Genomic DNA, 21,355 nt, shown 5'->3' on the forward strand with positions numbered 1-21,355 from the left:
GGGTGGCCTGTGGCTTCATGGTTGTGCGCAGGTTTGACAAACGGTACAAACAGTTTATCTTGTTTTTAACAGAAGGAGTTTTCCATGCCAGACAGGCACATTTCCAGCGGGTTCGACGCTGACCTTGAACACCTGTCGTCGAGGTTTTTCGCGATGGGGGGACTGGTCGAGTCGCAGCTGACCGATGCGATGGAGGCGCTCGGCCGCTTCGACATGGACCTGGTCGGGAAGGTGGTTGAGGAGGAACACCGACTCAATGCAATGGAAATCGAAATCGATGCCGAATGCAGCAACATCATCGCGCGGCGCCAGCCCACCGCATCCGACCTGCGTCGATTGATGGCCATCTCAAAGGGCATTTCCAATCTCGAGCGTGCCGGCGATGAGGCACGCAAGATCGCGAAGCGCACGCGCCGGATCGCGAAAGACGGTGCGGGCAGAAACGTGAATATCGCGGAGATCCAGTCATCCGGTCAGATGGCGGCAACCATCCTCCGTAACGCGCTCGCGGCATTCGCCCGACTCGATACGGTTGCGGCAGCCCGGATCATGCGGGACGATGAGGCGATCGATGACCGGTACCGCGCTTTCGTGCGCAAGCTGCCAACATACATGACCGGGAATCCTGGCATCATCTCTTCTGCGCTCGACTACCTGTTCATTGCATCGGCCATCGAACGGATCGGGGATCACGCGAAGAATCTGGCGGAGCTCGTCATTTACGTTGTCAAGGGCACAGATGTACGCCACGTTTCGCGCGAGCGACTTGAGCACGAAGCCCTGGATGGTTGAGAACCGGACAGCGGAGGCACGAAGTCGCAACGATCGTGAGCGACCCCGGGATGATTGCCGGGCTTCTTCGCATACCCCTAGAACTCAGTTGATTCCGCTGGAGCGGGTCGCATCCGGGATCAGGTACCCGGGAATCACGCCCAACGGGCTTGCTCATTTTCGGGCCGTTGCGCGCGTTTGCCGAAGGACAACAATACCCCCGGCGAAGGTGGCATTGCCGCCGACTGCCGCAGTGGCATGACGAAAGAGTCTGCAATGTCCTGCCGGAAAAGGTCGTCCACGATCGTGCACGCTGCGATATATCCGCCGTTCAGCGCGTCGGCCTCGCTATCGAACGGGCGACCGCCTGCTTCACCCAGTCTGAGTGGCGACAATCTGGGCACTGCGCTGCCTGCTTCGCAAATCCGAACGACCGCGACATAGCCCGAATGCGCCGAAGCGCATTCTGTCAGGCGGCTGCAGAGACCGGATTCGACTGCGACCTGCAGGGTGAACCCGTTGTATTCGTACGTCTGTGTCATCGCGTGCTCCCTTTACCTGCCATGCTGCGGCCTCCATGCCTGACCTGGCGTTGGCCGCGCGCAGATCTCGAAGAACCTTCAAGTCACGCGCGACAAGTGCTCCTATTGCAATCCAGATTCCGATAGTGAATGGGTCGGCACTTCCAAAACGCATAATTGTGACATTGTTGTGACACTGCGGTGTTCGACGTGTGCATCGACATTCCATTGCCGGCCACGCCGAGTGGATTTGCTGATTGCTGCGAATGTCTCTTCAGAGGTCCCCGAATTTCTGATCGCGCCGCTTCATCGTCTGGGTCGTCGTCATAAAATCGGCGCCTCGCATAAGAGGTCAGACTGCCATGAAAGACAGGGCAACGGTGCTGTGTGTCCGTGATGGCCGGGTCCTGCTGGCCGCGAGGGCACGCTCGCGGTGGGCGCTGCCCGGTGGCAGGATCAGGCGCGACGAGGCGCCTGTTGATGCCGCGCGCCGCGAGCTTGAAGAAGAGACGGGACTTGTTGCGACGGAGTTGATCTATCTCTTCCGGTTCGGTGGTCTGGGCACGCTGCACGATGTCTTTCTGGTTGAGGTGCCGGCTGACGCGGTCGCACAGCCCGGCAATGAAATTGCTCGATGCCGGTGGTTTGTGCCGTCAAAGATCGCCACCCTTTCGGCCAGCGTTCCTACACGCGGTATTGTCGAGCTGCTGTTTCCGCGTGGACGGATTCAGATGGTGACGCCAACTGGCCTGGCAGGGACGCCCGCGGGCGAAGGCATGACCATGGTGGCGAAATGAAAATCCGGCGTAGATCCACGAGACACCGCACCTCTGCGTCACACGCGTGCCACGGGCGATTGGCAATGTGGAACCGGTGTGATGGTTGACGAAGGCATGGCGCACGCACCATTGGATCGGCGTGGACAGGAAACATCAAAAAGAACCGTTCGCGCAGGCATATGCTGGTGTGTGGCGGCTAGCTAACGTATGCAACTGGCTTCAGCAACTCCCACCACCAGGGCCGATGATCTCTGGAAGTGTCATATGAAACGCATCTACAACTACCTTGGGTTCGAAGTTGAGGTCAGTGCCGAGGCGCATCCCGGTCTGGCCGATACCGGTCAATCGCATGACGGACTCGGGTACGTGGCCGTCGTGACGATCACAAAGGCAGGTCAACCCGTTTCATGTTTTACGTCCTTGCGGCTCGGAGAAGCGGATGGCCACCTGTTCAGGAACGAGGTCGACGCCGTGATGGGCGGCTTTTCCGCTGGACGCCGTTTGATCGAGGATCTGGGTCACAACGAGCGCGGCTAGCATCGCGCCTGCGCATCACCGACCTGCTTCGCGTGCGTGATTCGCACTTCCGGTGTTTTGGCAGACTGGCTCGAGGGAGAAGCGCGAGCCTGATCGCCGCTTGAAGTCAGAGTTGAAGCCGCCTACCTTGAAAAGGGAGTGCAGGGTCGCGGGCGTCATGAAGCACAGGCAGGGAATAACCAGTGTATCGCGGGGTACGACAATGAAAATGTCTCACAGATTGCGGTCCCGTTCGGCAGGGCCGGTTTGGGGGCTGATTCTGGGCCTGTTCCTGATGTTGATCGGAATCGGCCTCTGGATCTATGCGAAATCAATGCAACCCGGCAGTCGCCTCGATGAATCGCTTGCGATGGCAGCAATGCTCATTGGCGCTTTTCTGGCTGCTTACGCCGGACGGGAAATCAGGAAAAGAGATCGATAATTCCACAGCCGCGTCGGTAACCCTTGTGTGTTTTCCCGGTCGGGTTCGTGCGTTGCGCGGGAATGGCAACACTGATTCGCCAGTTGCGAGGGTTCCCCTATGTCCGGGTCGGCGTTGGTTGCCAGGATTCCTGCGGCCGAGCCGTTGGTCGGTGAGCTGCGCATGCGCTTTGGTGCCAGCTGCAAGCTGCGCGTCCCCGCGGATATCACGGTGTTGTTCCCATTCATACCGGCCGCTGACATTGCACCCGCAGTCATTCATCACGCGCAAGTCGCGTTCGTTGGGCGAGCTGGCGCCGTTCAGCCTTTCGTTGGGGCTGTCGGACAATTCATAGGGCTGCGCCAATTTCCGTCGATCCTCTTTCTCTCACCGGATCCCCCAGAATCATTCGTTGCGTTGACAACGGCCCTGGGCAGGGCCTTCCCCGTGTGTAGCCCATACGATGGTACACACGAGGACAGCGTTCCACACCTCAGCGTAGCGGACGGCGACGCGTCGGATGTCCACGCGGCCTAAATCGAATTGAAGCAATAGCTTCGCACATCGGCACTGATCCAGACAGCATGCAACCCGGTGACCCTGCTCGGAACGCGTCGGGCCGATGGAAGGAAATGCATGTATTCAGCCTTTCGAACGCATAGCGTCCGGTGCGCCGCCTTTCCTGTGCAACGTCCTCAAACTTCAGCGACGCGATCGTTTCGGAGCGACGTTCGGCGATAGGGTATTCACCTATAAAGAAGCATTCCGAACGCCGATTTAACAAAGTTAGAATGTTTTATCTAAATGAGCAAAACACTCTTTGCTCCGTCAGGTACGAGGTCGTGGGCCGCACCCAGAAAACACCGATCTTCCGCCTGACATTGGTCAGGCGCTCGTCGGAAAAAACAAGGAGAGAATGAATGAGCGCACTTATGCCCGAGCAGTTGATCACGTCGCACAAGGCATACATTGCTACCCTGTTCACGCTGACGGGGCAGACGTTCGACGGCTATCGCAAACTGGTTGAATTGAACCTGGCCACAGCCAGAGGCGCGGGCGCTGAGAGCGCGAAACTGTACCAGGAAGTCCTCTCCTGCAAGACGCCCGAGGAACTGCTCGTGCAACACGCAAGCGGGTTGCGGCCTGCGTCAGCGCACATCCTGTCGTACGCAGGTCGCTTCTGTGACATCGTGCGCGAGACCCAGTCGAAATGGATGCAGGCCGCACAGTCGCAGTACGACGCGGCGAACCGATACGCTTCGAAGTCCTGAGTTTATGACTGGAAAGATGAACGTGCGGCAGAGCCGTCGCACCCTGTATCTCTGAGATCGCCCAGGAGGCATCCGTGCTCAGTCCGCACGAATTTACAACGCTGATGGTCGTCAGGGATGCGCCCGACCAGATCGAACCGGACCGTCTGGAACTTCGCACCCTCCTTGACCTGCGGCTGGTGACACTGGAACCACTTTTGACAGGCCGACAGTGTCCGCGCATCACGCCGAACGGCAGGGCGGTCCTGGACGCCGTTGCGCGCATTGGCTAACCGGCTGGCAGCAACGCTCGACCGGCCCGGGATGAGGCGGCGCACAGACCAGCGTTGTGGCGGCAACCGTTTTTGCCGGCAAGCGGACCAGTCAATGTCTCGAAGCCTGAGTGACGAAGGAGGCAAAAATGAGCACGTCATGGATTGGCATTGCGGTCGGTACCCTGGTGCTGGTCATCGCCGCGATCGGTGTGGCTGGACATTATCGACGCGAACATCGTCGCGAGCAGTTGCTCAGGAATCTGGATCATCACGACTGGTGCCACTGGGTCCGCACTCGCAGGTAGGTGTCGCGGTACAAAAAAGTCGGCACCTGGAGCGCACCCCAAACCGTGTTTAACGCCCAGTAAACGTCTGGTCCACGAATGCGCGCAACTGGGTCATGTCGGTTTTTGCGTAGGCAGCGGTTGTCTGTATGGACGCGTGACCAAGCAGCGCCTGCGCGGCTGGCAGCGGCACCTTGTGGTCGACGACGAGCGCACGCGCATAGCCGTGTCGCAGCCAGTGGGGCGAGGCCTGCCGAAGACGCGCAGCACCGGCGTGATCGACCTTTTCGAGATCGTCGGCGGCGGCCGCAAAGATCGACTTCACCTCGTCGTACAGGCCCGATTCCCTGAGCGCACCGCCCTTGAGCCCGTGGATCAGCGCCGCATGCTCGAAAGGAACGGGTTGCGGCGGCAGGCCGCGCAGCTGCCGGTAGGTTTGGAGGATCGGCACGCAGACCGCGGGCAACGGTATTGCGCGCGGCTTGCGCCGCTTGCCAAGCACGTGCAATGTCCAGCGGTCGCCCGCGTCGTCGGCCTCCAGCTTTGGCAGTTGCGCCTCGTCGGACCATACGAGTTCGGCGAGCCGCACGCCGGCGTGGCGGTACAGCGTCCAGATCGCGCGGCGCCGTGCGGCCACCAGCGCGTCTTCCCCTGCGGACGCTTTGACGACCCACGCATCGCACGCGGCGAGCAGTGTTGAGGGCAGCACGCGTTGCGGCACAAAGCTTGTCCGCGAGTGCCGCCCGCGCGCCAGACCCGCGGCCGGGTTCGCGGTGACGTAACCGGTCTCACTCCAGAAGTGAAAGAGGCTGGCGACGACTGCGAGTGCGCGCGACTGCAGCGCCTCGGAATGCCGGCGCGGCGGGTCCCCCTCTACATCCAGCACCGGCCTGCGCAGCATCTGCCGGTATGCAAGCAGGTCGTGGCGCGTGAGATCCGACAGTGGTCCGCGCTGGTGCAGTTCGCACCACGCAACAAGCCGCCGCAGTTCGGCACGGTACGCCCGCAGGGTATGCGGCGAGCGACCCGCACGGTCACGCAGGAACAGCGCCACGGCCTGGGCGTCGTCGCCGACACCCAGGGTGTTCGTTGCGCTCGCAACGTTCGCGAAGCGCCCGGTACGCGCGAGCCACGCCACCAGCGGCTGCGGCACAATGGCCAGTACGGCGGCTTCCTGTATCGGCTCACCGGTCGTGACCGCCACGCCAGCTGCCGCAGCAGGCATGAAGCGCCTGCGATGCGTGCGCAGCACGCGTCGCAGGACCGTCTCCTCCGTTGGCGCATCGTCAGCGACCACCGTGCGCACGCGGCCGCGGTCCCAGTACTCGATCACTGCCGGATGATCGGGCAGCAGGCGCATCACGGCAGGATGGACGGCCTTTGCGTCGGCCAGCGACGGATACCGGCGCCGGATCGTCGCGAGGGTCCAGCGCGTATAAACGATGTGGCCGAGCGCATCGGCAACATACACGAGCGCCGCGCCGATCTCCGCCGGCAACCGCCGTGGCGGGATGGTCCCGCCGTCGATCCAGTCCGAGGGGGTCATCGGGGCGTTCATGATTTCTTCGCACGCGGCGTTGTACCACCTTTCGGTGCGGTCCTCGTGCGCTTCGCGCCCGCCAGACCCGGCGACGCGGGTGGCGTACGCCGTGATGCGTCGCGTGCCGACACGAGGCGCATCAGTTCATCAAGCTGCGCATACTGGTTCGCGTTCACGGCCTTCAGTGCGAGCGCCTCGCCGACTGCCTGCTGGCGGGTCTCGCGTTCCCGGGCAAGCTCGCCTTCCAGCCGGTCGCGCTCGCCCTCGAGCGCGGTAATGCGACGCTCGGCGAACTTCAGTTGCGAGGCGGACTGCGCATGCTCCTTCTTCAGGCCCTCGCGCTGATGCGCGGTTTCCTGGAGCAGCTGTTTCGACAGCGCCTCGTAGCGGTGCTGCGCATCGGCAAGCGCTGCCGCGTGTGTCCGATCGAGGTCTGCACACTCCGCCATTGCAGCGTCGAGCCGGACCTGTCGCTCCTGTGCCGAAGCCTCAAGCGCGGCAGCACGCTCCTGCAGCAGCGCATGCTGCGCGCGCAGGTCGGCGAGCCCGGTGTCGCGTGCTGCCACGGCCGCACGGAGTTCGGCGACTTCCTGTCGCAGCAGCTCGACCCGCAGTTCGGCATCGGTGCGCGCGGCGTCGGCCGCTTCGACGGCCTGCTGCGCATCGGCCTTCAGGCGAACGACGTCGTCGATCTGTACGGCGACGGCCGCCTGCCAGAGCGCGCGCATCTGTTCGGCGACGTCTGGGGGGATACCCGGAATCGCAATTTCGGTGAGCCCCGTGCGTACAACCTCGGCCTCGATCGCGTTCAGGGCCCGTGCCAGCGTCGCCGGATCGCCCGCGCCCAGGCGCGCGCGGAGCCTGCGCACCGACACCAGCTGGCGAAAGCGCGCACCGGTCGCAGGCGCGGCGTCGCCGGCTTCGGCGAGCATCGCAAGCACGGTGGAGCGGATCTGGTCGGGCGTGGCGGCTACTGGACGGGGCATGGCAGGCTCCGGACGGAAAAGAGGGTTGATTTTCTGTCCATTGTTCCATACATAGCTAACGCTAGAAAACCGATATCTGACTAGGCAAAATTTCGCGACCAAGGATAATGATCATTGAACTAAACCGCTGACGCGGTAGCAGGTGGTTGGCCAACGGCGTCGGCTTCGGCATCGTTGACGGCGAGCATTTCTTCGAATGCGACGATGGCAGTGCAGTTTCTGCCCTGTCCATTTCGAAGGAGTCCGCCATGACGGCATTACGTCGACGCATGATCGAGGATATGCGCGTGCGCAACCTCGCGGCCAATACCCAGCGCGCCTACCTGCAGCAGGTCCGCGGCTTCGCCCAATACTTCGGACGTTCGCCTGCGCTGCTGGGCCCGGAGGAGATTCGCGCTTACCAGGTGCACCTCGCTGAATTCCAGCAGCGTTCCCGGAGCACGCTGGTGGTGGCCACGGCGGCGCTGCGCTTCCTGTACACCATCACGCTCAAACGCGACTGGCCGATCGACGAGATCCCCATGTCGAAGGTACCGCGCAGACTTCCGGTGATTCTTAGCCCCGACGAGGTGACGCGGTTTCTCGAATCGATCAGAAGCGTCAAGCATCGCAGCCTGCTAATGGTGGCGTACGCGGCTGGCCTGCGCATCTCGGAAGCAACCCGCCTGAAGGTCAGCGACATCGACAGCCAACGCATGGTACTGCGTGTCGAACAGGGCAAGGGCGACACCGACCGCTACGTCATGCTTTCGCCGCGACTGCTGGAGATCCTGCGCAGCTACTGGCGTATCGGCCGGCCACAGTACTGGCTGTTCCCCGGGCGGTTTCCTGACCAGCCCATCGATCCAGCAACGATACGCCTGGCGTGCCAGCAAGCGCGTCGCCGTGCCGGCATCAGCAAATCCATCACTCCGCACTCCTTGCGTCACGCGTTCGCGACGCACCTGCTCGAATCAGGTACCGATGTGCGGACCATCCAGTTACTGCTCGGCCATCGCAGCCTCGCCACCACGTCGCGCTATCTGAAGGTCGCAACCAGCACCGTCTGCGCGACGACCAGTCCGTTCGACCGACTGCCTCTACAATCTCCTACATCGATCTGCTCCGCGCCGCCGTCCGTAAGCTGAGCGCGATCATGCGCGCCGCACTGGAGTTGGCGGACGTTCTGCGTCGCCACGGGCCAACGTATCGGGAAGTCCATGTCGACTCGCTCAGCCGGGAGCAGCGTCGCGTCATGAGCGCGATCGAGCAGTGTCGTACCGCAGCGCTCGGTGGCCACGTCGAACAGTGCGACACATGCGGACATCAGCGCATCGCCTATAACTCCTGCGGTAACCGGCACTGTCCGAAGTGCCAGTCGCTCGCCCGCGCGCAATGGCTCGAGGACCGCCAGGCCGACCTGCTGCCCGTACCGTACTTCCATGTTGTCTTCACCATCCCCGAGGAGATCGCGTCGGTCGCCTTCCAGAACAAGCGCGTGGTCTACGACATCCTGTTTCAGGCCACGGCCGAAACGCTACAGACGATCGCTTCCGATCCACGCCATCTCGGCGCGACCATCGGCTTCATCGCGATCCTGCACACGTGGGGGCAGAATCTTGTGCATCATCCCCACCTGCACTGCGTCGTCCCGGGCGGTGGCCTCGCACCCGACGGCAGCCGCTGGGTAGCCTGCAAGCCTGGTTTCTTCCTGCCCGTGCGGGTGCTTTCGCGTCTGTTCCGGCGACTGTTCCTCGAACGGTTGCAGCACGCCTTCGACGTGGGCGAACTGCGGTTCTTCTCCTCGCTGGCGCACCTGGCCGAACGACGCGAATTTGCCCGCTACCTGGCCGGTTCGCGGCACACCGAGTGGGTGGTCTATGCAAAGGAGCCGTTCGGCGGCCCGCAGCAGGTCCTCGACTACCTCGGCCGCTACACACACCGCGTCGCGATCTCCAACAACCGCCTCGTCGGCCTGAGCGCCGACCACGTCACGTTCCGCTGGAAGGACTATCGTCATCCGGGCCGGCCGCGCGTGATGCACCTGGACGCCCACGAATTCATCCGGCGCTTCCTGCTGCATGTGTTGCCGCGTGGGCTACAACGCATCCGCCACTACGGGTTGCTCAGCAATCGCCTGCGTGAGCCCCGGCTGACCGTATGCCGTCATCTGCTCAACGTCGAACCCACCGCCATGGCCTGCAGCGTTCCCGAACCTGACTATCGCGACCGCTACGCGAAACTCACAGGCCGCTCGCTCCGCGACTGTCCGGTGTGCTCGCGCGGGCGCATGCTGTGCATCGACCGGCTGTTACCCTGTGCGCCGCCGCGAGCACCACCGGCGAATTCCCGATGAATCTCGACCCCTTCTCCTGCAACACCGGTTCCAGCGCGTCCCGCAGGCACCGTTGGACACGCTTGGCCAGACGGCGCCGACCGTCCACGCACGCACCCCGCGTCGATTGTTCATCGTCTGCGTTGCGCGGACATTCCTTGCTCAACCCGGACCGCCAACCGTTCATCCCGGACGCTGCGAATACTGTCGTCGTGAACATCGCAAGCGCGCGTCGATTCAATGCCCATAGCCCAACCGTCTGCGGAGCGGTTTAGCTCAAAGAATTTTTAGCGAAGCACAGACGGCCCGCACGTTGTGCCAACGCGCGCCTCGTGCGCCGTCTGCGCTTCGCTAAAAATCCTCTGCCTTATCGTGGCAAAACAATAGCCAATGACCCTGTCAGAGCCCAGGTCCGCTGGGCGAGCGCCGTCCGCCCGGTCTTCATGTGACACACAAAGACCAGACAGCAACTATTTGATTTTATTAAATATTAATACAGGGGCAGTCCAGAAACCCTTGTCGCGCCTGGATCACGCTACCGTCGTAATCTGCACGGAAGTCACCGGGATACCAATCTAGGAATGTCCGACCGACGGCATCACAAAGAGGCGTTCGTCCCACACCTTCACGCCGGCAACCCATAAAACAGTTTCCAGAGCAGCTCTTCGACCCGGCGCGCGCCGAGCTCGGTCAGCGCAACATCGAGCGGCGCCCTCCCTTCGAGCTCCGGGTGCGGCGTCGACAGGAATTCCCGCGCGTCCTCTTCGTCGTTCCAGACGTAGGCCGTCGTCGCGACGATCCTGGCCAGCCGCTCAGTCTTTTCCGATTCGTCTGGCGTCAGCCGATCGCGACGCCGCTTATAGGTCGCTTCGGGGATGATGCGGGCAAGTAGCGCACGCCGGGCGTCGGTACCCTGCGTCGCATGTTCGACGCCCGCTCGCAGCGCGGACTTGGGCAGGCCGTCGCGGACAAGTGCCTCGAGTTCCGCGAGCGTGTGCGGGACCTGCCGCAGTTCCATGACCGCGGCCACTGCTTCAGGCGTAATCAGTGACATGCGACTCCCGATTAAAGTATCAGTTGATACCTAATCATAGCGCAATTGATACCGGCCGCAAACCCATCTTCAATGTTCGTCGTTCCAGCCCATGGCGAGCTGCATCACCTGATGCAGCTGCGCAATCGTGATCTGCTCGGGAACCAGGAGTCCCCGCCAGACCGGCGGGCTGACGCCGCGCAGACTGACTCGCGACTGGAGAACGGAAGCCGGATCGGAAGGTCGGAGTCCATCGACCCACTATAAGCTCCGCATCGGCCATGTTCGCTGGGATCCGACTTCAGCCCCAGCTTCGGCGCGGTCTCCTGGGAGGGCCAGTGTGCAGTGACCGGCGCTTACACCTTGAGAGCGCTGGTCGCGAGTCATGCCAAGCCATGGAAGGACAGCACCGATGTAGAGAAGCTGGACCCGAGCAATGGCTTGCTGCTCGCGGGCACTTTGGACAAGGTCTTCGACGGCTACCTTATGTCAGTCCACCCCAAGACCGGCAATCTGCTCTTCTCTGATGCGATCGACGAGGCGGAACGTGCCCGTCCGGTGGGTGACCATACCCGTCTGCGCAAGACGCCCAATGCAGAACAGGCGGTCTACCTGGAGGCGCACTACAAGCGCTTCCTCGAGAAGCAAGCAGAGCGCAGCTCCAAGCTGCGCAATGTAGCCTAGGTCTAGCGGGCTCCAGCGGGGAGCCTGTCGAGGCGGCCACCTCGACATCGTCCGTGCCTGCGAGAATCGCCCACATAGCATGACGGCACGTTACGGCCTACAGAAATCTTTCATACACGAAACGCTCAAGCAATTAAGAATCCGCTGGCGACAGGGTGTCGCACTGCGCACGCGAATAAACCATTTATAGTGCACTGCACAAGCCCCGTCCAATCGGCAAATGCGATCTGACGACCGTGTCCGGCGTTGCCCGGTTGCGGACAGACATGCCGCTGAAGGTGATTCGACACGCCTGTCAGCTTCGCCGGTTCCTGGTTAGCCATCAAAATGAGGTCTCTGTGAAATACCTTCCCCGCATCGCCGCGTCCGGAGCGCTTTTGGTCGTCGCTCTCGGCGTCGTCACGTTCGCCCAGATCAAGTTCGCTCCACAGTCCGCAGAGGCCAACCCGGTCGCACGGATCGTCCTGAACGTCGAGTCGTGGAACGGCTGAGCGACTCCACCGCTGTATGTAGCCCGCGCCCCGCAGGCAAAGAGAAACCCGCCAGGCTCCGGAGAGAACTGGCGGGTTTGAGCTACTGATTTCGGATTCACATACCAGGCGATGGTAACGGAGTTGACGCCTGCTCACGCTCCTCCAGCGACCAGTCAGCGTGCGCTGATACGTGTCACCCCTCTTGCTGATCCCGTGCAGATTCACCTTGCCGCCCGAACCCGTCTGCCTCGGTACGATCCCAACCCACGCGGCAAACTCCCGCGCCGAACTGAACGCTTTCGGATCGCCCATCATCGCGACTGCCGCCGTTGCCGTCAGCAGTCCGACGCCGGGAATATCGCCAATTGCCTTTACCGATTTGTCTTCCTTCTTCCACTCGCGCATGCGGCGCTCAATCTGCGCTACCTGTTCGTCCAGCTTCGCCAGTCCGTTCCACTGCTCGCGAAACCTGTCAATGATCACAGCAGGCAGACGCTCAGCGAGCCGTTCGAGCACCACTGGTATCTCCTTGTCCAGCTTGCTTCGCCCCTTGCTCATCACCTCGCCGTATTCCGTCAGCAGTTCTCGCAGGCTATTGGTCTGCATCGTTCGGAACTTGAGCAGTTGCTGCCTCATCCGGTGCAGCCCAAGCATCGCCTGCTGCATCTCAGTTTTTACCGCTACCGGCTTGCCTGGCTGCTGTACTGCCAGCCAGATCGCCCGGGCGTCCGCCGCATCGCTCTTGTTGCGGACATTGAATGCTTTCACAAACTCCCCCGGCATCAGCTTCACCTCGTGGCCCATCTTCGTCAGTTGCCGGGCCCAGTGGTGCGCACCACCACACGCTTCTATCCCGATCAGGCACGGCGCACGGTTCGCGAAATGTTCAAGGAACTTTGCCCGCTTGATCGGCTTGTTCACGATCTCGCCGGTTTCCTGATCGATGTAATGCACCTGGAACACGTTTTTCGCGATGTCCACGCCGACTGCTGTACGATTCACGACTGGATCCTCCGGTTGCCTTGGGAAACTTCCTGTTTTCCACGTGGGTACATCGATGCCGTTGGCCAGTGAGGATCCACCTTGATTTGCTCACTCGGTCACGAAGTGGGACGCGTTCATTTCATTCCTCGAGGTTACGTAGGCTCAGTGAGTACGCCACGTACCACCGCACGCACAGCAGGATCATGTCCAGCGGGTAGTGCAACCGTTTCAGTACCTTGCCAATGCCAGCGGGCAGCGTCTTGCGCGGCGCCTTCGTCTTTGCCATCATGCTTCTCATGCGTTGCGGTCGACGGATTTTACTTGACCGCGTTAATGCGACAAAACCTCCGCCGACGCATCACCGCATTGCTGGACCAACTACCTGCTGCTCCGCTATTGCCAGATGTGGCTCATGCGATGCGCCTGACCGGAGCCGCTTGATCGAAACGTTTCGTTGGGATCGAGAGAATGTGCTGCGCCAGGTGCAGTGCCTGCGGACATCGCATCGTGACGTAAGGGGTGCCACCTTGCGCGATGGCAGAAGGTCCGTATCATTGAGTACTCTTGAAATCGACGTCGCATTTACAGCCTGCGCGGAGCCAAGGACTTGGCGGTCGACTCACGCTCGACGACCGGCTTGAATCTCCGCTAAGTCGTAACGATACAGACGCAACATTAAGGCAATGGACCTAAGGCAGCTACGTTACTTTGTCACGCTGGCGGAACAGCTGCATTTCGGCAATGCCGCCGATATGCTTGACATCGCTCCGTCCGCGTTGAGCATGCAAATCCAGTCTCTCGAGAAAGAACTTGGCGTAAAGCTTCTGGTCCGGACCAAGCGGTCGGTTTCACTATGCGCCGCCGGGGTGCTTTTTCTCGAAGAGGCAAGGCACACGCTGGCTGCCGCGGAGAACGCAAAGCGTGTGGCCATGATGGCGGGACGAGGCCAGATTGGCGCGCTTGAGATCGGGTATGTCGTCTCAGCCGCGTGCGCCGGTGTAGTACAACGCCTCCTGTCTCTTCACGGAGAACGTTATCCGCAAGTACATATCAGGCTGCACTCGTTGGAGAGCCCTGCGCAGATTCAGTGGCTTCAGCAGCGAGAACTGGATGCATGCGTGGTACGAACGACGAGCGGGCCGCATGATGAAGTCGATCGGATACTTCTGCTCAAAGAGAAGCTCGTGGTAGCCTTGCCTGAAAAACATCGTCTCGCGATCAAAGATACGATTGACGCCTCCGAGCTCGCCAACGAGGTATTCACTGCTCCGCAGTTCGAAAAGGATGTGGGATTTGCCCGCCATCTCCTGGCTATCGGCCGTGACGCCGGCTTCACGCCCAACATAGAATTCCACACGAAAGACTTCCTGACCGCGCTCGTTCATGTGGCGTCCGCCCATGGCGTGGCAGTCGTTCCGGAAAGCATCAGTAACATACAGCTTCCCGGTCTCGTCTTCAGGAAGCTGAACAACGTCCGCGACGACTCCGAACTCTTCCTCGTCCTCAGGCGGAACGACAGTTCACCCTTCGTTTCAAGCCTCCGCGCGATTGCGCTCGAAATCGCGGCTCAACACTCGAACGCGCATTGACACATGATTCCGAGACGCTTCGTGGAGAAGGCATTAACCGACTTCGAGCGTTTTTTCGCGTTGCTCTGTCATAGGTCAGTGGCCGAGATCGTCCCGGCGATGTGCCTGCCAATCTCGATCGACGCCGTGGCCGCGGGCGACGGCGCATTGCATACGTGGATCGCCCTCTCACTCTTCAGAAGATGAAAATCGTCGACGAGGCTACCGTCCGACCTCAATGCTTGCGCACGGACGCCCGCGGGCGCAGGAACCAAATCGGCTTCCGTAATCTCGGGGATGAGCGCCTGAAGGCTGCGAACAAACGCCGCCTTGCTGACGGACCGTATCATCTCATCGAGACCCTCGCGCCAATACTTCGAAGACAGCTTCCAGAAGCCCGGAAATGCGAGCACTTCGGCCAGATCGCGAAGGTCGATGTCCCGCTTCCTGTACCCTTCGCGCTTGAAGGCAAGCACGGCATTGGGACCGGCCTCCACATGCCCGCCGATCATGCGCGTGTAGTGCACGCCAAGAAACGGGAAGTTCGGATTCGGGACCGGATAGATCAGGTGTTTGACAAGATGACGGCGATCCGGACGAAGCTCGTAATATTCGCCTCGGAACGGTACGATCTTGAGGTCGTCCGCGATCTTGTCCATCCTCGCGACACGGTCCGAGTGAAGACCGGCACAGTTGATGACGAACTTCGCCTCGACAGTGCCTGTCCCAGTGCCCACCTCGACGTGGGACGCCCTTTTGCGGATGCTCAGCACGCGCTCGCCCACCCTGATATCGCCGCCTGCCGCGTTGATGACAGCGCCATACGCTTCGCAAATCTGCTTGTAATTCACGATGCCTGCGGCCGGTACCTTGATGGCCTGTAGGCCGCGGACGTGGGGTTCGATCTCAGAGAGTTCGGCGGGACCGATCTTGTCGATCCTTAAACCATTGTCGAGGCCCCGCTTGTACAGATTCTCAAGCAACGGAAGTTCGTCTTCCTTCGTTGCGACGATGACCTTGCCGCAGATTTCGTGCTCGATTGCGTGCTCTTCACAAAAGCGGACCATCGACTCACTTCCGGCTCGCGCGAACCGGGCCTTGAAGCTGCCAGGTTTGTAGTAGATGCCCGAGTGGATGACACCGCTGTTATGCGCCGTCTGGTGAGATGCCAGCGAGGCCTCCTTCTCGAGAACGACTATCCCCTTGCCGGGGAAGCGCTTTGTCAGCGCCATCGCGGTCGCGAGCCCGACAATGCCACCGCCGATAATGGCGAAATCATATGTCCGCTTCATCGCTTCTTCGACCTCACAGTGTTGCGAACTCGCCGCGGATGCGCATGAGCTCGCGATGAAGGTCCGGGTTCTTTTCAAAAGGCGCGCGACCGTGAAGCCAGAATAGGTTGTTCAACATCACGAGGTCGCCGGTCGGCAGCGGGATGGCAGCCGTGCCCTTCGACGCCTCCATCGAGTCCGACAGCCTATGCAGGTAGCGAGCATGCTCGATCGACTCCGGCTGGGCGAACTGATCGATAAAGCAGATGGCGGGCTTGCCATCGACTTTGAAGAACGTCCGACGCTCGACCTCCTGCGCCAAATTCTTGCTCGGAGGCGACTTGTAGGTGAATTTGTACGATGCCAGCGGATGCGTCGAGAACTCCTCGAGCTGCGCCCAGTCGTCAAGGTGAAGCAGGCGCGACTCACCGCCGATGGCGTTGCGCTCGCTGAACTTCATCATCAGCAGCCAATCTGTCGGCTCATCCACGAACGTGCCATCGGTATGCAGTGTAAAGAGACGATACGCCTGGCGCAGATATGAGTCGCTGTTGTCCGTGTCTTTCACCAGGAAGCGCGCATAGTAGGTGCCGGACATCGCATCGTGGTTTGCCGGCCCGACGAGATGAGCTATCGCGGTCCCGAACTTTACATAGTCTTCGGCGCAGTCCGTCACACCCTGCACGCCAACCGTCAGGCCACCCGAATTCCGGTCTCGAAGAATGCCGCGCACCGTTTCCCGAAAGCCCGTGCCGAGCATCTGCTCGAGTTTCCCCGCCAGGATGAAGCGCATATAGGGAACGTATTCGAGGTTCTGGCTGTTTACATCCTTCACTTCTTCGAAGAACCGCTCGAGAACGCGCGTGTCGATCTCGATATGCCGAATGCGGGCATGATTCGGATTCTGCCCGACGGTGTACAGCGGACTCGCTATTTGCTTAGTGCTAGGGAATGATGAAACTTGTGTCGCTTCAACGGCTTGCATGGCCTGCACCTCTTGCTTGATAGGGTGATGACATTCTAGGGATCACCTTGACGCCCCTCAATGTCGGTTGGCCGCGATTAAATTCAGAAAATCTGAATTGTCCTGCGTCGTTGCGCAGTGCGAGCTACGCGTCTGTCAGCGACGGCGAAGCGACGTTATCGTGACGACGCCAACAGTTGCGCGAGATGCCCAGCCACCTGCTCGAGCGCGCTGAGGTTATAAGCTGCAAGCATCGCGTCCGCGTACTGGTGCAACGCGCTCGCCCCGCGGGCGGCCGGAGCGTAGCCTTCAAAGCGCATCATGGGATTGAGCCATAGCACGCACCGCGCGCGGCGTTTGAGCAATTGCAATTCGTTGTGCAGCACCTCGGGACTTCCGGTTTCTAGCCCATCGGTGATGAGCACTACAACAGTCCGTCCGCCTACGAACCGATGCGGATAACGTCGGCGCAATTCCCCAAGCGAGCCGCCGATTCGCGTCCCTCCCGCGAAGTCGTCGATCGCCGCGTTCGCAAGCAGTAGCATCGCGTCGACATCGCCGCGCTGGAAATACGGCGTCAAATCCGTAAGGTGCGTGCCGAATACGAACACATCAGTTCGCGACTCACGCGTGACGGCCGCGTGCAGGAAGGCAAGCAATACCCTTGCATACCGCTCCATGGAACCCGACACGTCCACCATGGCAAGCAACGGAAGCACTTGCCTTCGGCGCTTCGATCGTGGGAGGCGAATCAACTCGCCGCCGGTACGCACGCCTTCTCGCACTGCTTGCGGCCAATCGATCCGGTAGCCCCCCCTGTGGCCAAGCGTCGTTCGGTAGCGCCTTGCCCGTTCGGCGGGACGCGCGAGAGTAATGTCGCGCGCCAACCGCTGGACCTCGCGATACTCACTCGCGTCGAGCGTACCGAAATCCGAATGCCTCAGCCGCTCCTTGTCGCTGGCCGCCATCGGGCCGTCGAATCTGATGTGGTACTCGACGCCGGGTTCTGTTCGCAGTCTGGACCATTCCGGTGCCGAATCGCGGATCCGTCGAAGTTCCTGCGGCGCCTCCGCGCCTATGGTTTCACATGAAGCTTCTTTCCCATAGAGCAGATCACGCGAATCGCCGGCGCTAAACCACACGGCAAAGAGCGCTCGAAAAACGAGCCGGTCAGCTTCCCGGCTGATCAACACTGATTCGAGCGCCGCGCCGGCGTCTTCGCGTGCTGCGATTCCCACGAGCGAAATCGCCTTGACGCCAAGCGCTATCTTCGATGCATCCGTGCATACGCCAGCGGTGCGCAAGGCGCGTGCAAACGCAACGACGTGCTGTAAGAGTCGCGTGCCAGAGGACGCGTGACGTTCAGGAACGCATGCTTCGCTCATCGGGCGAAGGCGCCGCTTGCTTGAAGGAAGCCTTCGACGCGCTGGCGAGTCAACCCGTTGATGTCGTCAGGATCTTTGAAGAGCACGCCGGCCGTATCGACGACGATGTCCGGATCAAGTTCGACAATGCCCAGCGCATTCAGCGCGCGAGCCCACTCCACCGTCTCCGCGACGCCCGGCACGCGATGGAAATCCGCCGTGCCCCGTGCTTCACGCAAATGCCGGGCGAACGAGGCGATCCGCTCCCCGAGAACCTCGCTTGTCTCAGGCACCAGTTGGAGAATGATCGACAGCTCACGCTGCGCGTCCGGAAAATCGAGCCATTGATAAAGACAGCGGCGCTTGACCGCATCGCTCAGTTCACGTGTTCGGTTTCCGGTAAGGATCGTGATCGGCGGCACCTCCGCCTTGATCGTGCCGAGTTCGGGGATCGTCACTTGATATTCGCCGAGATACTCGAGCAGAAAAGCTTCGAACGGCTCGTCGGCACGATCCACTTCGTCGATGAGTAATACCGTCCCTGGCGTTGGGGCCTGCAGCGCCTGCAGCAGCGGTCGCCGCAGCAGGTAGCGGCTGTCGTAGAGCGTCGCTTCGCTGCCGCCACCCTTGCCTGCCGCTTCCGCCGCACGAATGTGCAGCAGCTGTGCCGCGTAGTTCCATTCATACACGGCTTCGCGCTGCTCGAGCCCGTCATAGCATTGGAGACGAGTCAGGCTGCGCTGCAGCATCTTCGCGAGCGCTTTGGCCAGTTCCGTCTTGCCTACGCCGGGCTCTCCTTCGAGCAGCAGCGGACGATTCAGCTTCAGTGCCAGAAACACCGCCGTGGCGAGGCGGCGGTTGGCGTAGTAGCCGACCTCGCGCAGGTTATCGACCACGCTGTCGATCGTCGGAAACCTCGCGCTCATCGCATCGCGGCTTTCGTCAGCGCGCTCATACCTGTCGCTTGCCGCCCCTTCGGAATTCGTTACGCGCACTGCGCTTTCTCGAGCACGTTGTCGGCCCAAGCCTCGCGTATATGCGGGAAGATCAGCGGCAAGCCGTCGCCGAGCATCAGCTCGAGCACGCGCGGCGGCGTCAGGGGCAATTCGTAGACGCTCTTTCCGATCGCGTTCGACACCGCGCATGCGACGACCGCCGCCACATTGAGGATCGGCACTTCGCCGGCGCCTTTCACACCCAGCGGCCCTATCGACGGTGCGCCTTCGTGGAGGTGGATGTCCACCGGGACGACGTCTTGCGCAAGCGGAACCCGGAACGTGTCGAGCCCCGTCTGGCGAACGCGCCCTTCGTGGTCGATGCTGATCTCTTCGTGAAGCGCATAGCCGAGCCCTTGCACGACGCCACCCTGGATCTGGCCGGACACCGCACGCGGGTTGAGCGCACGGCCGACGTCCTGGACGACGGTGTACGAAAGCACCTCGACCTGCGCGGTATCCGGATCCACTGCAATCTCACAATCGTGGACGGCGAACACGGGGATGTCGATTGCATCGATGAAATGACCCGCGGCGCAACCGGGCATCGCCGCGACGCCCGGCCGCGTGAAAGCGCCGCTGCCTGCGAGCGGACCGACGGTCTTGTGCGCCCGCTCCACGACTTTCGAGATCGCGATGCCTGAACCCTTCGCGCCGACGATCTCGACGCGATCGTCGCGCAGAATCAGGTCGTCGACCGCCACTTCGAGCATTTCGGACGCCACATCGAGCAGTTTTTTTCGCACCTCCACGCTCGCCGCGAGGCTCGCCGCGCCGAGCGACACTGTCGTTCGCCCGCCGCCCACCCCTACGTCGTATCCGGCCGAATCGGTGTCCGCTGCGCGAACGACGACGTTCTCTGGCTTGATGCCAAGCGAATGCGCGACGATCTGCGGAAGCGACTGCATCATCGATCCCGATCCAAGCTCGACACCCGACGTCACGAGCGTCGCACTGCCGTCGGCATTGAGATTGACCGTGGCAGCCGACGGACCGACGAAGATGAACCAGGTGCCGACCACGGTCGCGCGCCCGTAGAGGCGCCCCTCAGCCAAGTGTTTTTTCGAGCCCCGCTCGTTGACGGCGGTCGCCATCTTGTCGAGCATGGGACCCAGGACATTGCCTTGGAAAACTTGCCCCGTCGAACCGAGATCTCCATCGCCGAGCACGTTGCGCCGGCGAAATTCGAACGGATCCATGTCGATCGCGGCGCAGATCTCATCGGTATGCCGCTCGAGCGCGAACGTGTTGTACACGCCGTTACAGGCCCGGAACGCGCCGTTGGGCGGCGTATTCGTATAGACCGCGCGCGTCGAAATGCGCACCGAGCCGAGCCGATAGTTTCCGCCGAGCGTATGGGCGGTCATCGTCGTCAGAAAAATCTGTTCGCCGCCATAGGCGCCGCAATCCATCAGCACGACCGCTTCGCGCCCGACGATCTCGCCGTCGCGGGTCACGGCAGACCGGATCCGGATGTCCGCATTCTCGCGGCACAGGCAGATCTGCATCTCCTCCTGACGCGAATTCACGATGCGCACGGGTCGCCCCGTTGCGCGCGCGAGCAACGCGGCAAACGGCTCGAGCGCGCAGTCGAACTTGAGTCCGAATGCGCCGCCGACAGGCGGCACGGTGACGCGAACCTGACTCGGCGGAACGCCTAGCACGCGCGCCGTCGTATTGCGAATCGTCCACGGCACCTGGGTGGACGTTTCAATGTGGAAGCGCCCGTCCTCGTAGCGGGCTACGACGGCGCGCGGTTCGAATGACAGATGGTTCTGGCGGCCAACGCGAAACGTCGTATCGACGATCCGCACATCGGGACGCGCGAATGCCGCGTCTGTATCCCCGCGAACCACGGTCGCTTCCCACGCAACGTTGCCGCCGCGTGCGCCACCGTCGAACAGGACTTCGTAGCCCTTCCAGTCCGGATGGACGAGCGGCGCGTCGTCCGCCAACGCCGCTTCCATCGTCAGCACCGCAGGCAGCGCCTCCCATTCGACGAGGATGGCGTCGGCGGCGGCGCGCGCCTGTTCGAGCGTGTCCGCCGCTATCGCCGCAATCGGCTCACCGACGAAGCGGATCTGGTCGGTGGCGAACAACTGCTCATCGGCAATGCCAATGCCGTGCCGAAACGGCGCATCGTCGCCGGTAACGATCGCTCGCACGCCAGGCAGCTGGCGCGCCTGTGTCACGTCGAGGCTGACGATGCGCGCGGACGTCACCGTCGAGCGCAACACGAATCCATGCAGCATTCCCGGATGCACCTGATCGATCGTATAGCGCGTACGGCCCTGCAACTTGTCTCGCGCATCCCGTCTCGGGAAGTTCAGCACCGCGGTGGTTGGGTCGGACATGTCGGGTG

The 21,355-nt window shown here is 61.7% G+C and carries 21 protein-coding genes and 3 pseudogenes; 12 read left to right on the forward strand and 12 right to left on the reverse strand.

Annotated features, from left to right (window positions below):
- Positions 1-84: 84 nt before the first annotated feature.
- Positions 85-792 (forward strand): phosphate signaling complex protein PhoU, encoded by a 708-nt coding sequence (gene phoU, locus OKW37_RS01705; RefSeq protein WP_429401629.1) that lies wholly within the window; start codon positions 85-87, stop codon positions 790-792.
- Positions 793-926: 134 nt separating this feature from the next.
- Here phoU and OKW37_RS01710 read toward each other — a convergent pair whose 3' ends face one another.
- On the reverse strand, positions 927-1,313 hold the full coding sequence (locus OKW37_RS01710; protein ID WP_429401631.1) for a hypothetical protein: 387 nt from the start codon (positions 1,311-1,313) through the stop codon (positions 927-929).
- Between the two features lie 341 nt (positions 1,314-1,654).
- Between OKW37_RS01710 and OKW37_RS01715 the strand changes: the two genes are divergently transcribed.
- The 7 genes from OKW37_RS01715 to OKW37_RS01745 all read left to right on the forward strand — a co-directional run bounded on the left by OKW37_RS01715 (position 1,655) and on the right by OKW37_RS01745 (position 4,838).
- Positions 1,655-2,089, forward strand: a complete 435-nt coding sequence (locus OKW37_RS01715) for an NUDIX hydrolase (protein ID WP_429401633.1) — start codon at positions 1,655-1,657, stop codon at positions 2,087-2,089.
- A 246-nt stretch (positions 2,090-2,335) separates the two neighbouring features.
- Positions 2,336-2,608 (forward strand): hypothetical protein, encoded by a 273-nt coding sequence (locus tag OKW37_RS01720; RefSeq protein ID WP_429401635.1) that lies wholly within the window; start codon positions 2,336-2,338, stop codon positions 2,606-2,608.
- Positions 2,609-2,810: 202 nt separating this feature from the next.
- The gene (locus OKW37_RS01725; protein ID WP_090812629.1) at positions 2,811-3,029 is read left to right on the forward strand and encodes a hypothetical protein; all 219 of its coding nucleotides are present in this window, start codon (positions 2,811-2,813) and stop codon (positions 3,027-3,029) included.
- Between the two features lie 162 nt (positions 3,030-3,191).
- Complete coding sequence (locus OKW37_RS01730; RefSeq protein WP_429401745.1) at positions 3,192-3,545, forward strand: 2'-5' RNA ligase family protein; 354 nt, start codon at positions 3,192-3,194, stop codon at positions 3,543-3,545.
- A gap of 383 nt (positions 3,546-3,928) precedes the next feature.
- The gene (gene phaP / locus OKW37_RS01735; protein ID WP_429401637.1) at positions 3,929-4,279 is read left to right on the forward strand and encodes a TIGR01841 family phasin; all 351 of its coding nucleotides are present in this window, start codon (positions 3,929-3,931) and stop codon (positions 4,277-4,279) included.
- 74 nt (positions 4,280-4,353) lie between these two features.
- Positions 4,354-4,551, forward strand: coding sequence for a hypothetical protein (locus tag OKW37_RS01740; protein ID WP_090812388.1), 198 nt, complete (start codon positions 4,354-4,356; stop codon positions 4,549-4,551).
- 128 nt (positions 4,552-4,679) lie between these two features.
- Positions 4,680-4,838, forward strand: coding sequence for a hypothetical protein (locus OKW37_RS01745; RefSeq protein ID WP_167368853.1), 159 nt, complete (start codon positions 4,680-4,682; stop codon positions 4,836-4,838).
- A 49-nt stretch (positions 4,839-4,887) separates the two neighbouring features.
- On the opposite strand, the gene OKW37_RS01750 is transcribed toward OKW37_RS01745, so the two are convergent.
- A complete protein-coding gene (locus OKW37_RS01750; RefSeq protein WP_429401747.1) occupies positions 4,888-6,363 on the reverse strand; it encodes a tyrosine-type recombinase/integrase in 1,476 nt (491 codons plus the stop codon).
- A gap of 8 nt (positions 6,364-6,371) precedes the next feature.
- A complete protein-coding gene (locus OKW37_RS01755) occupies positions 6,372-7,343 on the reverse strand; it encodes a DNA-binding protein (protein WP_429401640.1) in 972 nt (323 codons plus the stop codon).
- Positions 7,344-7,489: 146 nt separating this feature from the next.
- On the opposite strand from OKW37_RS01755, the gene OKW37_RS01760 reads away from it, so the two are divergent.
- Both OKW37_RS01760 and OKW37_RS01765 read left to right on the forward strand, forming a co-directional pair.
- Complete coding sequence (locus OKW37_RS01760; RefSeq protein ID WP_429400968.1) at positions 7,490-8,470, forward strand: tyrosine-type recombinase/integrase; 981 nt, start codon at positions 7,490-7,492, stop codon at positions 8,468-8,470.
- A 5-nt stretch (positions 8,471-8,475) separates the two neighbouring features.
- Positions 8,476-9,678, forward strand: a complete 1,203-nt coding sequence (locus tag OKW37_RS01765) for an IS91 family transposase (protein WP_429334558.1) — start codon at positions 8,476-8,478, stop codon at positions 9,676-9,678.
- A 604-nt stretch (positions 9,679-10,282) separates the two neighbouring features.
- Here the strand turns inward: OKW37_RS01765 and OKW37_RS01770 are convergent.
- Together OKW37_RS01770 and OKW37_RS01775 are read right to left on the reverse strand one after the other, a co-directional pair.
- Positions 10,283-10,711, reverse strand: coding sequence for an antitoxin Xre/MbcA/ParS toxin-binding domain-containing protein (locus OKW37_RS01770; RefSeq protein WP_187638982.1), 429 nt, complete (start codon positions 10,709-10,711; stop codon positions 10,283-10,285).
- 69 nt (positions 10,712-10,780) lie between these two features.
- Positions 10,781-10,903: pseudogene (locus OKW37_RS01775) on the reverse strand (IS1096 element passenger TnpR family protein); the annotation flags it as partial.
- 132 nt (positions 10,904-11,035) lie between these two features.
- Between OKW37_RS01775 and OKW37_RS01780 the strand changes: the two are divergent.
- On the forward strand, positions 11,036-11,374 hold the full coding sequence (locus OKW37_RS01780) for an HNH endonuclease (protein ID WP_429401642.1): 339 nt from the start codon (positions 11,036-11,038) through the stop codon (positions 11,372-11,374).
- Between the two features lie 647 nt (positions 11,375-12,021).
- Here OKW37_RS01780 and OKW37_RS01785 read toward each other — a convergent pair.
- Together OKW37_RS01785 and OKW37_RS01790 are read right to left on the reverse strand one after the other, a co-directional pair.
- Positions 12,022-12,849 (reverse strand): annotated as a pseudogene (locus tag OKW37_RS01785) (IS110 family transposase); the annotation flags it as partial.
- Positions 12,850-12,973: 124 nt separating this feature from the next.
- Positions 12,974-13,120: pseudogene (locus tag OKW37_RS01790) on the reverse strand (IS6 family transposase); the annotation flags it as partial.
- Between the two features lie 394 nt (positions 13,121-13,514).
- Here OKW37_RS01790 and OKW37_RS01795 point away from each other — a divergent pair.
- On the forward strand, positions 13,515-14,420 hold the full coding sequence (locus tag OKW37_RS01795) for a LysR substrate-binding domain-containing protein (protein ID WP_090812292.1): 906 nt from the start codon (positions 13,515-13,517) through the stop codon (positions 14,418-14,420).
- A 68-nt stretch (positions 14,421-14,488) separates the two neighbouring features.
- On the opposite strand, the gene lhgO is transcribed toward OKW37_RS01795, so the two are convergent.
- From lhgO to OKW37_RS01820, 5 genes are all read right to left on the reverse strand, one after another.
- Positions 14,489-15,691 (reverse strand): L-2-hydroxyglutarate oxidase, encoded by a 1,203-nt coding sequence (gene lhgO / locus OKW37_RS01800; protein ID WP_090812291.1) that lies wholly within the window; start codon positions 15,689-15,691, stop codon positions 14,489-14,491.
- Positions 15,692-15,704: 13 nt separating this feature from the next.
- Positions 15,705-16,655: a glutarate dioxygenase GlaH gene (gene glaH / locus OKW37_RS01805; RefSeq protein ID WP_429401645.1), complete on the reverse strand. Its 951-nt coding sequence runs from the start codon at positions 16,653-16,655 to the stop codon at positions 15,705-15,707.
- Between the two features lie 155 nt (positions 16,656-16,810).
- Positions 16,811-17,872, reverse strand: a complete 1,062-nt coding sequence (locus tag OKW37_RS01810; protein WP_429401647.1) for a vWA domain-containing protein — start codon at positions 17,870-17,872, stop codon at positions 16,811-16,813.
- A gap of 143 nt (positions 17,873-18,015) precedes the next feature.
- On the reverse strand, positions 18,016-18,924 hold the full coding sequence (locus OKW37_RS01815) for an AAA family ATPase (protein WP_429401749.1): 909 nt from the start codon (positions 18,922-18,924) through the stop codon (positions 18,016-18,018).
- A gap of 59 nt (positions 18,925-18,983) precedes the next feature.
- Positions 18,984-21,347: a xanthine dehydrogenase family protein molybdopterin-binding subunit gene (locus tag OKW37_RS01820; RefSeq protein WP_090812288.1), complete on the reverse strand. Its 2,364-nt coding sequence runs from the start codon at positions 21,345-21,347 to the stop codon at positions 18,984-18,986.
- Positions 21,348-21,355: the final 8 nt, after the last annotated feature.

Source organism: Paraburkholderia sp. MM5482-R2, from assembly GCF_050436125.1.
Taxonomy (GTDB): domain Bacteria; phylum Pseudomonadota; class Gammaproteobacteria; order Burkholderiales; family Burkholderiaceae; genus Paraburkholderia; species Paraburkholderia tuberum.

Excerpts from the sequence above, each read along its gene's own strand:
- OKW37_RS01815 (WP_429401749.1), bottom strand. The coding sequence starts at position 18,924 with ATGAGCGCGAGGTTTCCGACGATCGACAGCGTGGTCGATAACCTGCGC.
- lhgO (WP_090812291.1), bottom strand. The coding sequence starts at position 15,691 with ATGAAGCGGACATATGATTTCGCCATTATCGGCGGTGGCATTGTCGGG.
- OKW37_RS01770 (WP_187638982.1), bottom strand. The coding sequence starts at position 10,711 with ATGTCACTGATTACGCCTGAAGCAGTGGCCGCGGTCATGGAACTGCGG.
- OKW37_RS01795 (WP_090812292.1), top strand. The coding sequence starts at position 13,515 with ATGGACCTAAGGCAGCTACGTTACTTTGTCACGCTGGCGGAACAGCTG.
- phaP (WP_429401637.1), top strand. The coding sequence starts at position 3,929 with ATGAGCGCACTTATGCCCGAGCAGTTGATCACGTCGCACAAGGCATAC.
- OKW37_RS01710 (WP_429401631.1), bottom strand. The coding sequence starts at position 1,313 with ATGACACAGACGTACGAATACAACGGGTTCACCCTGCAGGTCGCAGTC.
- glaH (WP_429401645.1), bottom strand. The coding sequence starts at position 16,655 with ATGCAAGCCGTTGAAGCGACACAAGTTTCATCATTCCCTAGCACTAAG.
- OKW37_RS01715 (WP_429401633.1), top strand. The coding sequence starts at position 1,655 with ATGAAAGACAGGGCAACGGTGCTGTGTGTCCGTGATGGCCGGGTCCTG.
- phoU (WP_429401629.1), top strand. The coding sequence starts at position 85 with ATGCCAGACAGGCACATTTCCAGCGGGTTCGACGCTGACCTTGAACAC.
- OKW37_RS01725 (WP_090812629.1), top strand. The coding sequence starts at position 2,811 with ATGAAAATGTCTCACAGATTGCGGTCCCGTTCGGCAGGGCCGGTTTGG.
- OKW37_RS01755 (WP_429401640.1), bottom strand. The coding sequence starts at position 7,343 with ATGCCCCGTCCAGTAGCCGCCACGCCCGACCAGATCCGCTCCACCGTG.
- OKW37_RS01720 (WP_429401635.1), top strand. The coding sequence starts at position 2,336 with ATGAAACGCATCTACAACTACCTTGGGTTCGAAGTTGAGGTCAGTGCC.
- OKW37_RS01750 (WP_429401747.1), bottom strand. The coding sequence starts at position 6,363 with ATGACCCCCTCGGACTGGATCGACGGCGGGACCATCCCGCCACGGCGG.
- OKW37_RS01745 (WP_167368853.1), top strand. The coding sequence starts at position 4,680 with ATGAGCACGTCATGGATTGGCATTGCGGTCGGTACCCTGGTGCTGGTC.
- OKW37_RS01820 (WP_090812288.1), bottom strand. The coding sequence starts at position 21,347 with ATGTCCGACCCAACCACCGCGGTGCTGAACTTCCCGAGACGGGATGCG.
- OKW37_RS01730 (WP_429401745.1), top strand. The coding sequence starts at position 3,192 with ATGCGCTTTGGTGCCAGCTGCAAGCTGCGCGTCCCCGCGGATATCACG.